General features: G+C 36.3%; 10 protein-coding genes. All 10 read right to left on the minus strand.

Going from position 1 to position 15495, the window contains the following annotated elements; genetic code table 11:
- Positions 1-139 precede the first annotated feature (139 nt).
- Positions 140-1690, minus strand: a complete 1551-nt coding sequence (locus EKM64_RS07910; RefSeq protein WP_125677372.1) for a hypothetical protein — start codon at positions 1688-1690, stop codon at positions 140-142.
- Between the two features lie 86 nt (positions 1691-1776).
- Positions 1777-3300 (minus strand): hypothetical protein, encoded by a 1524-nt coding sequence (locus EKM64_RS07915; protein ID WP_125677374.1) that lies wholly within the window; start codon positions 3298-3300, stop codon positions 1777-1779.
- A gap of 86 nt (positions 3301-3386) precedes the next feature.
- The gene (locus EKM64_RS07920) at positions 3387-5027 is read right to left on the minus strand and encodes a hypothetical protein (RefSeq protein WP_125677376.1); all 1641 of its coding nucleotides are present in this window, start codon (positions 5025-5027) and stop codon (positions 3387-3389) included.
- A gap of 108 nt (positions 5028-5135) precedes the next feature.
- Positions 5136-7214, minus strand: a complete 2079-nt coding sequence (locus EKM64_RS07925) for a hypothetical protein (protein ID WP_125677378.1) — start codon at positions 7212-7214, stop codon at positions 5136-5138.
- 195 nt (positions 7215-7409) lie between these two features.
- Entirely contained in the window at positions 7410-8837 is a 1428-nt protein-coding gene (locus EKM64_RS07930) for a hypothetical protein (protein ID WP_125677380.1), read from the minus strand.
- A 139-nt stretch (positions 8838-8976) separates the two neighbouring features.
- Positions 8977-10395 (minus strand): hypothetical protein, encoded by a 1419-nt coding sequence (locus EKM64_RS07935; protein ID WP_125677382.1) that lies wholly within the window; start codon positions 10393-10395, stop codon positions 8977-8979.
- Positions 10396-10736: 341 nt separating this feature from the next.
- Positions 10737-13007 (minus strand): BspA family leucine-rich repeat surface protein, encoded by a 2271-nt coding sequence (locus EKM64_RS07940; protein WP_125677384.1) that lies wholly within the window; start codon positions 13005-13007, stop codon positions 10737-10739.
- Positions 13008-13148: 141 nt separating this feature from the next.
- A complete protein-coding gene (locus EKM64_RS07945; protein WP_125677386.1) occupies positions 13149-14714 on the minus strand; it encodes a hypothetical protein in 1566 nt (521 codons plus the stop codon).
- A gap of 297 nt (positions 14715-15011) precedes the next feature.
- Complete coding sequence (locus tag EKM64_RS07950) at positions 15012-15239, minus strand: DUF2922 domain-containing protein (protein WP_125677388.1); 228 nt, start codon at positions 15237-15239, stop codon at positions 15012-15014.
- A 26-nt stretch (positions 15240-15265) separates the two neighbouring features.
- Complete coding sequence (locus tag EKM64_RS07955; RefSeq protein ID WP_125677390.1) at positions 15266-15472, minus strand: hypothetical protein; 207 nt, start codon at positions 15470-15472, stop codon at positions 15266-15268.
- Between the last annotated feature and the right edge of the window lie 23 nt (positions 15473-15495).

Here is a 15495-nt window from a genome sequence, read left to right on the forward strand (position 1 = left end):
AAACAAAAACACGATATCCCTTTCTAAGAATTATCGTGTTTTATCATTTAAAATTGGCTACAAGCATAATCCCGTAGTAAAGATTTTCTAAATTTCAAAATAGAAATTCTAGTCCGAATACTGATCAACTAAATAAAATTTATTTAACAACATTAACACCATCACTAGCCTTAACAAATTCATCAGTTGAAACTCCGTAATAGATTCCACCATGCATGTCGGTCCCGATCTTATCAACTAACCAGCTAGTTCCACCGGCTAAAGCACGTGTGGTTGAAACCACACGTTTAGAGCTTTGAAGATTATAAATTTTATGATTTGTAGCCAAACTTATTTCTTTAGGGGTATCAAGTTTCTTAACGGACATCTCTTCATTAATTGAGCCATTCTCAATAAAATCAACATCAGAGGCATTGACCCATTCATGTGTTGAAACACGATATTGTTTGACTCCCTTAACAGTTCTAATGCCATCAACTTGCCAAGATGAGTTTGCCATTAATGCACGATTATCTATTTTGACATTATCATCATTGTACAAGGCGTAGCTCTTTTGATCAGTATGAGTAGTGGCTATTCCAGAGATACTATTATTAGTTTCACTTCCAGTATTACTAGTTGAACTTCCAGTATTGCCACTAGGTGTTACGATAACTTTTTGAATATAATCATATCCGTTACTACCACCTAAATAGTAATCCTGACCAGGGTTTACGACCTCCTTTGAAGCGGCTACACCATTAACTGTTAGGTCTCCTACACCTGGCTGCTCATTAACATAATTAATCATGTATTGGTCCGCTGCTCCACTCATTGTTATGCCAACGTCTCGGTAATAGGTCCCTGGAGTATTAAACGTATTCCCTACATCTACAGGATCTGGAGTGATAGCGGTTCCAGAAGGTAGATCAATATTTATAGCATTATTAGCATCTTCAAAACTTGCATAATAATTATACGTTGTACTCTCAGTCGATTTCCCAATTTGAACACCATTATTATCGACAACGGTGGCACCAAAATTAGTTCCATCAATATCGGCGACCGAACTTCCTTGCTTAACAGTGATCTCACTTGGACCCAATTCTAGATTTGCTGATGCTATATCACTAAAATCAACAATATCTAGTCCCTTTGCTCCACTTAATTCTGTAAAGCTGGTCCCTGAGGTATCATTAGCATATGCCAGTCCCATATCAACCTTATAATTTTTTAATAAATTATCATTTTTAATAGCATTATCTAAATCAGTTGCGGTTTTAACTTGATTACCATCCGGATCAAAAATTTTCAAGGTATAGTAAACTGACCCATCGTCTAGGTTTTTTATTGCAACCTTTGTCTTAACTTTTGAAGGTGTAGCGTTTCCCAATAAACGTGAAAAGTTAAACATAGTTGTACCCTTAGGTGATATTAAAATTGACCCATCGGTTATATTCTTACTTGTTGCCAATGCATAGCCATCATCTAGACCCTTTTGAATACCGGTATATTTATTAAAGTCATACTGAAGTTTTTGACCTTCTAAAGTATCGCCCATTTCTTTTGCATAACTCTGCATATCTGTACTATCAGGAGCCGTAATATCGGCCCGAACTGTAGTTATTGGATCTAACAATACCACACCAATTGGAGAAACTGCCAACAGTGTCGCTGCTGCTATCCCTGCATATTGAATTGATTTTTTCATATTGATTCCCCACTCTCTTATGAAGATTATTATAATCTCATATAAATGAAAAAGATATCCATTTTTACATGAATATCTTTCATCGATTATTTAACAATATTAACCCCATCACTAACCTTAACAAACTCATCCGTTGAAACTCCGTAATAGATCCCACCATGCATGTCGGTCCCAATCTTATCAACTAACCAACTGGTCCCTCCGGCCAAAGCACGTGTGGTGGAAACCACACGTTTAGAGTTTTGAAGATTATAAATTTTATGATTTGTAGCTAAACTTATTTCTTTAGGGGTATCGAGTTTCTTAACGGACATCTCTTCATTAATTGAGCCATTCTCAATAAAATCAACATCAGAGGCATTGACCCATTCATGTGTCGAAACACGATATTGTTTGATTCCCTTAACAGTTCTAACGCCATCAACTTGCCAAGACGAGTTTGTCATTAATGCACGATTATCTATTTTGACATTATCGTCATTATACAAGGCGTAACTCTTTTGGTCAGTATGAGTAGTGGCTATTCCCGAGATACTATTACTAGTTGAACTTCCAGTATTACTGCTAGGCGTTACGATAACTTTTTGGATATAATCATATCCGTCACCACTACCTAAAAAGTAATCCTGATCAGAGTTTACAACTCGGTCCTTTGAAGCAGCTACCCCATTAACTGTCAGGTCTCCTGCCCCAGGCTGCTCACTAACATAATTAATCATGTATTGGTCCGCTGCTCCACCAATTATTATGCTAACATCTCGATAATAGGTTCCTGGAGTTTTAAAAGTATCCCCTACATCTACAGGATCTGGAGTGATAACTGATCCATTAGATCGACCAACTGCATCTATAGCATGATTAGCATCTTCAAAACTTGCATAATAATCATTAGCCATACTATCAATCGATTTACCAATTTGAACACCATTATTATCGACAACAGTGGCACTAAAATTAGTTCCATAAATATCATCGACCGAACTGCCTTGCTTGACAGTGATCTCACTTGGACCCAATTCCAGATTTGCTGATGTTATATCACTCAAATCAATAATACCTAGTCCCTTTGCCCCACTTAATTCTGTAAAGTTGGTCCCTGAGGTATCATTGGCATATGCCAGTCCAATATCAACTTTATAATTTTTTAATGAATTATCATTTTTAATAGCATTATCTAAATCAGTTGCAGTTTTAACTTGATTATCATCAGGATCAAAAATTTTCAAGGTATAGTAAACTGATCCATCACCTAATTTATTTACCATATCATTTACTGTACTTCTTTTTAAAGGTATGGCTCCTCCCAAATTATACATGCTTGCTCTAGGCGATAGTAAAATTGACCCATCGGTTAGATTCTTACTTGTTGCCAATGTATAGCCATCGTCTAGAGTTTTTTGAACACTGGCATATTTATTAAAGTCATACTGAAGCTTTTGACCTTCTAAAGTATCGCCCATTTCTTTTGCATAGCTCTGCATATCTGCACTATCAAGAGCTGTAATATCGGCCCGAACTGTAGTTATTGGATCTAACAATACCACACCAATTGGAGAAACTGCCAACAGTGTCGCTGCTGCTATCCCTGCATACTGAATTGATTTTTTCATATTGATTCCCCGCTCTCTTATGAAGATTATTATAATCTCATATAAATGAAAAAGATATCCATTTTTACATGAATATCTTTCATCGATTATTTAACAATATTAACCCCATCGCCGGCCTTAACGAATTCATCCGTTGAGACTCCGTAATAGATTCCACCATGCATGTCGGTCCCGATCTTATCAACTAACCAACTAGTTCCACCAGCCAAAGCACGGGTCTTAGAATTCTCGCGTTTTGAATTTTGTAATCCATAACGATCATGGTGACTTGCCAAGTTGATCTGCATTGGATCATCTAGTTTAGTGACTGTCATACCTTCTGTAACTTCACCATTACTAACGAAGTCAACATCAGAGGCATTGACCCATTCATGTGTCGAAACACGATATTGTTTGATTCCCTTAACAGTTCTAACGCCATCAACTTGCCAAGATGAGTTTGCCATTAAGGCACGATTATCTATTTTGACATTATCGTCATTGTACAAGGCGTAACTCTTTTGGTCGGTATGAGTTGTTACGATACCAGTTATTTCTTCAACATCATTATTATTTTGATTGCTTGAGTCCTTATTAGGAACAACATCAATCTCCTGCATTAAATCCATTTCTCTGCCACTTAAACTTATTTCTAAATTATAATCTAATGTCTTAACATTGACACCATTTACAAAGAGTTCTGTATCCGGTTTATCCTTATTACCAAATAGGTATGATATGTTGTCGCCAACTATTTGTCCCGCTTGTTCGGTTGTAAAATTTTTAATATCCAATTGAATCATTCTATAATATTTGGTCCCATATTTAGTAGTGATAGTATCTCCCATGTCCACGCCTTCAGGAGTTGCCTCGGGAGATCCCATAAACTCACTATCATAATCCGGATTAGTTTTAGAATAATCTGAAAAATTCCCAGAAGAATATCTAGCTGTTTTTTTAGATAAATAATAGTAAAGCCCAACAATTTTGTTAAACTCATACGTAGCATTAATATCATATCCGTTAAATGGTGAATTAGCACTAGTATCTATCATATGCGGATCAATGGATTCCACATTATTTAACTCACTAAGTGGAGTTCCTTCTTTAACAGTAATTTTATCCTTGTATTTAAAATTAGCAGATGAGGCTTTTTCTTCCGAAACATTGACAGGTACATTTTGTGACGCTTCAATAGGTTCACCCGTTTCTAAAATCGGATCATTATCACCATTTTCTTCAAATTTAGTAAGATAAATTAAATCTATACTGAGTTTAAAGGGACTTTTATTATCTTGTAACTTTTTGATTCCGGCCTCATCAGTAATCTGATTATTATCACTATCATAGATTTTTATAGCAAAAAATATCAAATTATCTTGCAGATATTTACTGCTAGAATCTGATACCAACTTTTTTCTGTCAAATAAATCACTAAAGCCTTGGTAATCCAAAGTGAAGCTTCCCTTATCTACACCCAACATTTCAGAAATATCTAGACTACCTGAAAATATATCCTGCAAATTTGGATAATAATCATTTCTAATATTATAAGATTTAAGGTTAGTCTTCACCTCATTCGCAATACTATTAAGTTTTGAAACATTTATATTATCAATGATGTTTTGATAATTAGGATCATCAGAACTCTGAGCCTGTACCGTTGTATTTGGAATAATGGGTGCAATTAATGGCGCTGTTAATAAAATTGCCGATACTACTCCCATATATTTGACCGATTTTCTCATGTTTATCCCCCTAAAATGTAAGCGCTATGCATTCATAAACAAAGTATAGTAAACATAACTATTTAGGGCAACCAAAAAAAGACCCATTTTAGAGTCTTTAATTTTATACTATTTAACTACATTAACACCATCGCTGGCCTTAACGAATTCATCAGTTGAAACTCCGTAATAAATTCCACCATGCACGTCGGTCCCGATCTTATCAACTAACCAACTAGTTCCACCAGCCAAAGCACGGACACTAGAAACTTTCTGTTTGGAATTCTGCAAGTTATAAATTTTATGATTTGTAGCCAAATTTATTTCTTTAGGAGTATTAAGTTTCTTAACAGTCATTCCCTCGACAACTTCACCATTCTCAATAAAATCAACATCAGAAGCATTGACCCATTCATGTGCTGAAACCCGATATTGTTTGACACCATTAATGTTTCTAACGCCATCAACTTGCCAAGACGAGTCATTAATTAATGCGCGATTATCTACTTTGTCGTTCTTATCGTTGTATAAAGCATAATGATCCTTGTCAGTATGTGTCGTTACGATACCGGAAATTGATTGAACCGCACTGTTTGATCCACTGTTGTTAGAAGCAGTTTTATCTACAATAACTTTACGAATATAGAGAATCATTTGACTGTTGACATATGTTTGCGTCGGGTCATTTGGATTAGCAGAATTTTCAAATTGAGGCATTGTCTTTCCATTAATATTTAACTTATAAGTAACAGGCTCCCCCTCTGACCAATTGCTATCTTCCACCCAGTTATTCATAAAGGTTCTTATAGGACTATTAAATTCAAGGCCACTGAAACTTGCCTTCATAATTTGGTAATATTCTGTTCCTTTACTGGCATCAAATTTATCACCAACATCAATCTGGTTATTACCACTGTTAGTAACTATTTCATTCCACGCGTCATCAGAGTTAGCATAAAATGCTGACTCGTACAGTGTAGAACTAATAGGGGTCTTAGTACCATTTGAATCCTCAAATGTAAAATTGGGATCTGATGCATCACTAACTTGTGAGCCATCTTTTACATGAATTGCATCGTCATAAGTAGCCTTAACATTGGTAAGTTCAGGTTCTGGTGCAAAAGTTACTTCTTTATTATCATCAATAGTTTGAATATTTCCGTTTGTATCAGGATATTGAAAACTGAAATCTAACTTGAATCCCTGTTTGATATCAGTAGTTATATCATTTAATGACTTTGTAGTATCAATAACTTTTCCATTTTGATCTTTAGCAGTAACCACAATATTTATATTATTATCCAAGAAAGCCTTTTGTGATGTTGCAGAAATATCACCTAGTGAAACTCCAAGTGATGCCAATGACTTAAACAAATCATAACTACTGAATTTTGCATTTTGACCTGCTGGATCATTATAAAAGCCTCTAAATACCCTCTGACTAGAGAAACCGGTTAAAGTGGCGGGATAATTATAAAGCATGTCCGCTGCCAAATTGCGATTATTACCATTTTTTAAAGTTACATCGTGTAACTGCCCTTCAAAGTCTTTGACTGCATCCTTAACTTGATCCACATTGGCGGATACTATTTTTTTATTGGTTAACGTATATTTAACAGCTTTATTTACATCTTTGTAACTGATCGTAGTAGTAAGTTTCAGAGCCCCACCGTTATCACGAATATTTTTTATGGTATCTAAGAAATTAAAAAATTCAGGAGATAATGAACCATTAGGAATACTTATCAGATTTCCGTTACTATCCTCTACTTGAGTAACAACTTTGATATTTCCGGCAACATTATTATTTGATAATACATCTTTATCAGCAGATGTTAATGAACTAGTGTCCATTCCATGGAGAATATAACTAGAATAGTTGCTAGCGGTGTCATTGATAAATGCTGCTGCCGTAGCACCTGCCCCACCACTAAAAGAAGGATCTGCAGAAAATGTACCACTGACATGTTCCCCAGGATTTGCATTATCATACGTCAAATTAGGAAACGGATCACTGGCATCATTTTTATATGCTTTACTCTGCAATGTACTTGCCAAATCATTTATAGCAGTTTTTATCTCATCATCACTTGGCGTGGTATCCGCCTTAACAGTTGTAGGATCCAAGTTAAAAACAGGTGCCGCAATCGGTGCAACCGCCAACAGCGTTGCTGCAGCAATACCTGCATATTTAATTGACTTCCTCATATTCTTTCTCCCCGTAAAAAATATTTAATATCTTAATAATAACAAAAAGAAGCTGTGTCTTAAACATGCGACAAACATCTAACTTTTTCCGCTTAAAACAAAGAGACAATGTAATCCAAAATCGGATCACATTGTCTCTTTACCTTAATACTCGAAAGTTGACCATGTTTTGTCGGCACTCTCTATTAATAATAATTAGTTAGCTAAAGTAACACCTTCGCCAACTTTAACGAATTCGTCAGTTGAAACGCCATAGTAAGTATTGCCAGCAGCATCAGTTGCTGTCTTATCTACTTGCCATGAAGTACCACCACCAAGAGCACGTGTATCTGACTTAACACCTTTAGAATTGTACAAGAAGTAAACCATTCCTGAAGTAGAAACGTTGATGATCTTGTTCTTATCTAATTTAGTAACAGTCAATGCGCCAGCTGGATCTGTTGTACCTGTATCAATTTCACTACCATCAAAAGTAACGTCTGTTGATGGGATCCATTCGTGTGTTGATACACGGTATTGTTTGTCACCAGCAGTATTTGTACGAACTTTATCTGTTTGCCATGATGAGTTCTTGTCCAAGGCACGGTTTGAAACTAATTCGTCGGCATCGTTATGTAATGTATAGAAGGCTTTGTCACTGTTTGTCTTAACAATTCCTTTAACATCTTTAACAGTCCAGTCAGAATCACTTTGGGCAGCAACATTTACTGTACGTACAAATGTAAGTGTTGTATTACCGTCAGCGTCTGTTCCAACTTTACCATTGTCAGTTGTTGTCTTTGATGAACCATTTACAGTATAAGTTGAGCTGTTAGAATTGGCTTTAAGATAAACACCTAAGGCTGAATCAGCACTAACTGTAACTGTGATAGGTTGGTAATATTCAGTTGAAGAACCATCAGTTGTTGTAAAAGTTGAACCAACAGAAGCAGCAGTACCACCATTTAATGCATCAGCATATGAGTTAAAGAATCCACCCAATGAGTATTCACTAACTTCATTAGTATCTGATAATAGGGCCTTTTCAGATTGATCTGTTAATGAAAGATCAGTTGATTTTTGTGCCTTAGCGTCAGCTGTGTTTGAACCATAATTTACATCATAAGGTGTTGTAAATTTAGCAGCCAATGAAGTGATCGTTGAAGTTTGATCACTTGTTGGTGTTAAAGCTATCGTAAAGTTCTTTGTTGTCGTATTTGTACCCTCAGTAAAGTATGATAAGGCAACATTAAAGTTAACTGCTTTGGCTCCATTTAAAGCAGTTTGAACACCAGCAGCATCCAATTCCTTATTATTTGAATCAGTAGCAGTAAACTTCACGCTAGCATTATCATCAGTAAGACTACCAGCATCTTTACCACTTAAGAAATTCTTGAAGAAGTCATTTGATAAGAAAGTAGTTGCACCGATTTTTTTATCGAAGTCAGCAGTATTGAATTGAGCAGCTTGAGCCTTATTGTAAGTTGCTGAACTCTTGAATGCAGCAACGTAAGCGTCTGCATCAGCTGAAGTAGCAGTTGCAGCCTGTACTGTTGTTGTAGAACTAACAACAGGTGCAACAACTGGGGCAACAGCTAACAAAGTGGCAGCTGCGATTCCAGCATATTTAATAGATTTTTTCATATTATCCCCCTGAGATAAAAAAAGATTTTGAGAATTTAAGTAGGGCTAATCCCACCAATTACCATTATATTGGTCCTCATTTTTTGAATCAACGAAGTTTGAAATACTAAAGAATTTCTTAAACAGAGATCTATGAATATTATTCAGCTAGTGAAACGCCTTCGCCAACTTTGACAAATTCGTCAGTTGAAACGCCATAGTAAGTATTGCCAGCAGCATCGGTTGCTGTCTTATCTACTTGCCATGATGTGCCACCACCAAGAGCACGTGTATCTGACTTAACACCCTTAGAATTGTATAAGAAGTAAACCATTCCAGAACTTGAAACATTGACGATTTTGTTCTTGTCTAACTTAGTAATAGTTAGTCCATCAGATGTTGAGCCTGTATCAATATCTGTGCCCTCAAAATTAACATCGGCTTCAGGAATCCATTCATGAGTTGATACACGATATTGTTTAGCACCCGCGGCATTTGTACGAACTTTATCTGTTTGCCATGATGAGTTCTTGTCCAAGGCACGGTTTGAAACTAATTCATCAGCATCATTGTGTAATGTGTAGTAGGCCTTGTCACTGTTTGTTTTAACAATTCCTTTAACATCTTTAACAGTCCAGTCGGTATCACTTTGTGCGCCAACTTTTACTGTACGTACAAATGTGATCGTTGTGTTACCGTCAGTGTCTGTTCCAACTTTACCATTGTCTGTTGTTGTTTTTGATGAACCATTTACAGTATAAGTTGAACTATTCGAGTTAGTTTTGAGATAAGTAGCCAAAGCCGAATCAGCACTAACTGTAACTGTGACTGGTTGATAGTATTCCGTTGAAGAACCATCTGTTGTTGTAAAGGTTGAACCAACAGAAGCTGCATTACTACCATTTAGTGCATCAGCATATGAATTGAAAAATCCACCTAATGAATAATTATTACTTGATAATAAAGTATTACCGTTTTGATCTGTTAATGAAAGATCTGATGAAGTTTGTGCCTTAGCATCAGCTGTTTTTGAACCATAATTTACAGAATATGGTGTTGTAAATTTAGCAGTTAATGAACTAACATTTGAAGATTGCGTATTTGCTGATGATAGACTAATTGGAATACTCCATGATACTGGTATACCCCCTGTTACAACGTAGCTAAAAACAGCAATAAACTTGACCGGTTTATTATTCTTAAATGCATCAGCAACCGCAGCAGCATTTAGTATTCTATCGTTTTCATCTGAAGCAAAAACTTTTACAGAAGAATTACTATCACTAGCGTTTCCTGTGTATGTAGGACTAGTTAAAAATTGACTAAAAAAGTCATTCTTCAAAAATGTACCGGCTTTGATTGTTGTATCGATATCATCAGCACTAAATTTAGCCGCCTGTGCAGGTGTATATGTAGCCGTTTTTTTAAACATGGCGGTATATGAATTAACATCGTCATCTGACAATATTGCCGTGTCAGCCTTTACTGTCGTTACAGAACTCACAACTGGAGCAACAATTGGGGCAACGGCTAACAAAGTAGCAGCCGTAATTCCAGCATATTTAATAGTTTTCTTCATAGTATCTCCCTCCGAGATATAAGAAATTGTTGGGAATTTTAAAATAGGCCTACTCCCACTGATTACCATTGTAATGTTGATGATTTTTTGAAGCAATGACATGTGTAATACTAAAGAATTTCTTAAAGAAGACGAGCCAATATTGTGAGACCTTTGTACGTTATGAGTGGAAACAAGTCGGATTTAATATTTCAAATATTATTCATTACGTGTTAAAACTACTTTGCAAACAAAAGTGTCATATGAATACATAAATAGCTACCTCTGAATAGACAGTAATTAAATATGTCTACTTAATAGGTAGCTATTTTTATTATCTAATAATCAGCAATTATGAAACTCTAAATATTATAAGCCTCATCAACATCGACAAATTCATCAGTAGATACTCGATAATATCGACCACCATTGATCAAAGCGATTCGATCAGTCTTCCAATCAGTCAAACTGCCAAGTTTACGATCAAGCTTACAACCTAAATAGTCGACCAGATCACCTTTTTGACCATTAGAAACTCGAATAATCCCAGGATAATCAACATAAACATAGACATCGCTAGCTTTAGCATACTCATTATCAGATACACGATAATATAAGACACCATCAAGAGTATATTCAGCGTCACTTTGCCAGGCAGTATTAATATCCAAACCACGATTCGTGACCAATTTACCATTTTCATCATATAAACTAACAGTCTTAGTCGTGGTAGCAATGTTTTGATCCTTTAATACCGTCTTAGATGGATTAGAATCACCACCCGTATTAGTCGTAGCTTTAGGTTCATAGACCAACCCAACTGATACTGAAATAAGATACTTATCATAAAGCTGAACCATGTAATCAATTAACTGTTCTCTAGTTGTATCGGCCGGAATGTCCAACGGAACCCCATCAGAATCAGCTTTCCCAGTAGTAAACATCTGCAAAAGTTGTCCGATAGTATATCCAGCTAAAGATTTATCAGATAATTTACCTTTAAAATCATTACCATTAACTGTAAATTCCACCGTACTATCGGCTAAATCAAATGTTCGATCGGCTTCTAAATTACTCTTTGCTGTAGCTATATTCACCAAATTACCAGTGTCATTGTTATACACCAATTCAATATTTTGATTGTCTGTTGAATTGGTTGCTCCTTTATCACTTTCAGTGATTTTGACCCATCTTGAATCCACCGGCGAAATGTTATATTTATATACCTGATCCGGCACAGTTAAACCAAAACCAGCAGTAGGCAAATTGATCGATGAAACTTTCTCATCAACCGTTGTTTCATATCCCGGATAATTAGGACTAATTCTAACAGATCCACCTTCTAGACCACTACCGCTGATTGATCCAACTAAATCATTAGTGACATCATCATAATAATTTATAACGTAGTTGACATTAGATGAACTAGTAACAGTCCAAGTAGTCGACTTTCTAGCGTCGCTATCACTACTCGTTCCGGCACCATATACTGCACTCAAATCGTCAGAAGTATAACTGTTAGTCCCATCAGTCCAGCCCTTAAATCCTGTCGGATTACTCAAACCAGTATTTGCTAAAACCGTGTCACTATTGACCTTTAGACTAGCCAATCCACTTAATAAAGCCAGCATACCAGTTGTATTTGCAGCTGATGTTAAAGTAAATCCAGTTAAATCCAAACTCTTTAAACTAGAATCCATATTAAATAGAGTGTAAGCATCAGTAACACCGGTTGCAGAAAAATTCGTTAAATCAATATTTTCTAATGATGAATCGAATCCAAATGCACCGTTCAAATTAGCACCGTTGAGCGTTAATCCGGATAGATTCAACGACTTGATCCCACTACCACCGACAAACGATTGAAAATCAACACCATCAGATATTTTCCAACCTGATAGATCCAAACTCTCAAGATTTTCGGTTTGGGAAAACATATAAGAAAAATCAGTAGTATTAGATACATCTAATTTACTAACATCGGCCGTTTTTAAATTAGACATGCCGTAAAAGTAACGTGACATATTAGTATCAGCTACCGCCCCATCTTCAAAGTTAACATTCGTAACATCATCAGCATATTTATAACCGGACCACGTTGTAGTTGTAGTATCAAAGACTGGGTCACTGACAGTTCCAGCACCAATGTGAAGCGTACCCGCGTTATCTAAATACCAAGAACTACCATTATCACCAGATAATTTACCTTGATGATCTGCTGCAGTATCTGTTGGGATCGCCGTTGTATCAGGATAGTTAGTCGTTGCATTAGTTTGTACCGGATTCTCCGAAGATGAGTAAGACACCGGATTATTATTGGTTGTCTTTATTGAATCCGTATTATTTGCAGTGCCAGTTTGAATGGGAGCACTCGAACTACTAGAACTACCATTTGATTCCGAAGAATTAGTTGGATCACTCGAGGTTGGAGTACTAGAATTATCGCCAGAAGTGACGGCACCACTGGCAGTTGTGGCAGATCCATCAGTTGCCACAGACTCAGTAGTTGGTGCAGAATCCGTTGAAGTAGTATCAGCATGAACTATCGTTTCATGGGTACCTAATAATACCAAACCACTTAAAGTTACTAATGAAATAGAAACCAAGTTATCCGTTTTATATTTGATCTTCAAATTATCACCCTCTCGTCGCTTATAACATTCATCTTACTCCAATTGAAGAGCAACAATAATAATTAAATATATTTATTACCGAACAAAATCAGAGCAAAAAAAAAGACCTGCTTACGCAAGTCTTTTTTAAGCGACTAATAATTAGTCAGCTAATGAAACACCTTCACCGGCTTTAACAAATTCGTTTGTTGAAACACCGTAGTAAGTGTTACCAGCAGCATCAGTAGCAGTCTTGTCAACTAACCATGATGTACCACCAGCAAGAGCACGTGTATCTGACATCTTACCATCTTTGTTGTAAAGGAAGTATGTCATACCTGGTGTAGCCAAGTTAAGAACTTTCTTTGTGTCAAGATTTGTAACTGTCAATGCGCCATCTGGATCAGTTGTTCCGCCACCGTTGTTATCATTTACAGTAACACTTTCAGCAGGAACCCATTCGTGTGTTGATACACGATATTGAACATTACCATCTTTGTCTGTACGTGTTTGATCATATTGCCATGAAGTGTTAGCAGCAAGAGCACGGTTTGAAATAGTGTTGTTGTCATCATTCTTCATTGTGTAATATGTCTTGTCAGTCTTTGTTGTAACAACGCCTGATTCGTCTTTAACTGTCCAGTTAGCAGCTTCTTCAGAGCCAACATTGATAGCACGAACATAGCTAAATGTGGCTGTTGCAGGTGTTGCTGTTGATCCAGTTGTTGCAGATGTTACGTCAAGTTTAACATCTTTACTTGATACAAGTGAGCTTAAATCACTATCATTTGCAGTAACTTTGTATGTATTATTAGCATTAGTAGTTTTGTCCGTATAATTATCTAACAATGTTGCTAAGTCACCAGTCACAGCAACATTAACTATTTGATAATAAGTTGTGTCAGCCTTATCAAATGTTCCATCAAGAGTAACGGCATTATGAGCTCCACCATTTAAAGCAGTAAGAGCATCATACTTAGTTGCGTAATAATTTGTATCTGGAGTTGCACTTGCAGCTGAGATAGTCTTACCATCAGCATCTTTAGCAGCAAAGTTTGTTGTTGATGAATATTGTGGAGCTACGGTGCTTGAACCGAAGTCTACATCATATGATTTGTCATATGAAACAGCACCTGTCTTGATTGTATCTGTTGATGTTGTATCATCTTTAACTGAATACGTAACTGTTGCTGTAGCAGGTGATGGTGTAATTGTTGTTACGCCATCATCACCAGCTTCAGTACCAAATGAACCAATACCAACTGTCAATGTAACTGACTTAAGACCTTCAGCAACAGCCTTATCATAGTCAGCTTTATTACTAATTGAACGAGTTGCTCCAGCAGTTGTCACGGCTGAAATGCCAGATAGTGTAACATTTGAGACATTGTTTGTTAAGTTTAGGTTAGCATCATTTGTTGCATTGGCTGTGTTTAATTTATAAACATCAGAATCTGAATAAGTATTAAAAGGAACTGTAGCAGTACCATTTGTAGCAGTAGCTAATAATGTTGATAAATCAGGTAAATCAGCAGCAGCAGCTACTGTAGTACTTGATTTCAAATTATTTAGGTAGCTAGATGCAGCATTTTGTACTGTTGATGTTGTATCTTTGTCAGCAGCAGCTTGAACTGTTGTAACTGATGAGCTTAAAACTGGTGCTGCAACGGGTGCAACGGCTAATAAAGTAGCTGCGGCCACGCCAGCGTATTTAATTGATTTTTTCAATGTGAATCCTCCCCTGGACTACAAGAATTTATTTTTTTTAATTTGTTAGTGGTTATCCCACTGACAATCATTATATGAAACTCCGGCTTTTGAATCAACTCTTAAATAAGAATTACCGGCTTTTGTAACATTTTTGTATTAAAAATAATACGTTTGTAATATTTCTAACCCGAAAATGTGTTAAGTCGGTCACTCAAATCATTCGTCCCATCAAAAGAGCCTAATCCCATAATAGACGATTCCGGGATTAGGCTCAAGTAATATCATACAAAAATTTTAATTATTTTCAGTAAAATGCTAAACCAAGCTCTTTTTGAAAATTTCAGTTTCAGTGCGTTCCACATACTTGGCACTAAGGACTTCTGAATAAAGTTGGACAGTATCTTTTTCAAAAATCTTGCTGGCCGTGATTTTGTCCATGGCACTTTTCACCGCGAGTGGATCAAGATCATCCTTGATGTAATTCAATACTAGATCATGTTTCTTACCTGCTGCTGTTTTAAAACTCAATTGTAGTCTCTTCATTATATGCTTACTCCACCTTTTTGATTTTATTCTGTGACCATTGCGTCGTGCTTGATAACTTCAGCTTTTAAGAAGGCATCCCCATCAGATAACATGATCAATCCTTCTACTAATAGATCAATTTGAGTCTTAGTTGGATCGGCTACGATGTTATTGAAGTTTCTGACTACTTTGCCCTTGGCATACTTATCATTTGTCATTGTTACGTTAATAGATGTTTTTTCCCAGTCCATCAAAACTACCTCGTTTTCTTTTT

The sequence above is a fragment of the Companilactobacillus keshanensis genome (assembly GCF_003946205.1).
Lineage (GTDB): Bacteria > Bacillota > Bacilli > Lactobacillales > Lactobacillaceae > Companilactobacillus > Companilactobacillus keshanensis.

What these genes read in the sequence shown, in the direction of transcription:
- EKM64_RS07950 (WP_125677388.1), bottom strand. Translation starts at nt 15,239, where the DNA reads ATGAAGAGACTACAATTGAGTTTTAAAACAGCAGCAGGTAAGAAACAT.
- EKM64_RS07935 (WP_125677382.1), bottom strand. Translation starts at nt 10,395, where the DNA reads ATGAAGAAAACTATTAAATATGCTGGAATTACGGCTGCTACTTTGTTA.
- EKM64_RS07920 (WP_125677376.1), bottom strand. Translation starts at nt 5,027, where the DNA reads ATGAGAAAATCGGTCAAATATATGGGAGTAGTATCGGCAATTTTATTA.
- EKM64_RS07925 (WP_125677378.1), bottom strand. Translation starts at nt 7,214, where the DNA reads ATGAGGAAGTCAATTAAATATGCAGGTATTGCTGCAGCAACGCTGTTG.
- EKM64_RS07915 (WP_125677374.1), bottom strand. Translation starts at nt 3,300, where the DNA reads ATGAAAAAATCAATTCAGTATGCAGGGATAGCAGCAGCGACACTGTTG.
- EKM64_RS07955 (WP_125677390.1), bottom strand. Translation starts at nt 15,472, where the DNA reads ATGGACTGGGAAAAAACATCTATTAACGTAACAATGACAAATGATAAG.
- EKM64_RS07910 (WP_125677372.1), bottom strand. Translation starts at nt 1,690, where the DNA reads ATGAAAAAATCAATTCAATATGCAGGGATAGCAGCAGCGACACTGTTG.
- EKM64_RS07930 (WP_125677380.1), bottom strand. Translation starts at nt 8,837, where the DNA reads ATGAAAAAATCTATTAAATATGCTGGAATCGCAGCTGCCACTTTGTTA.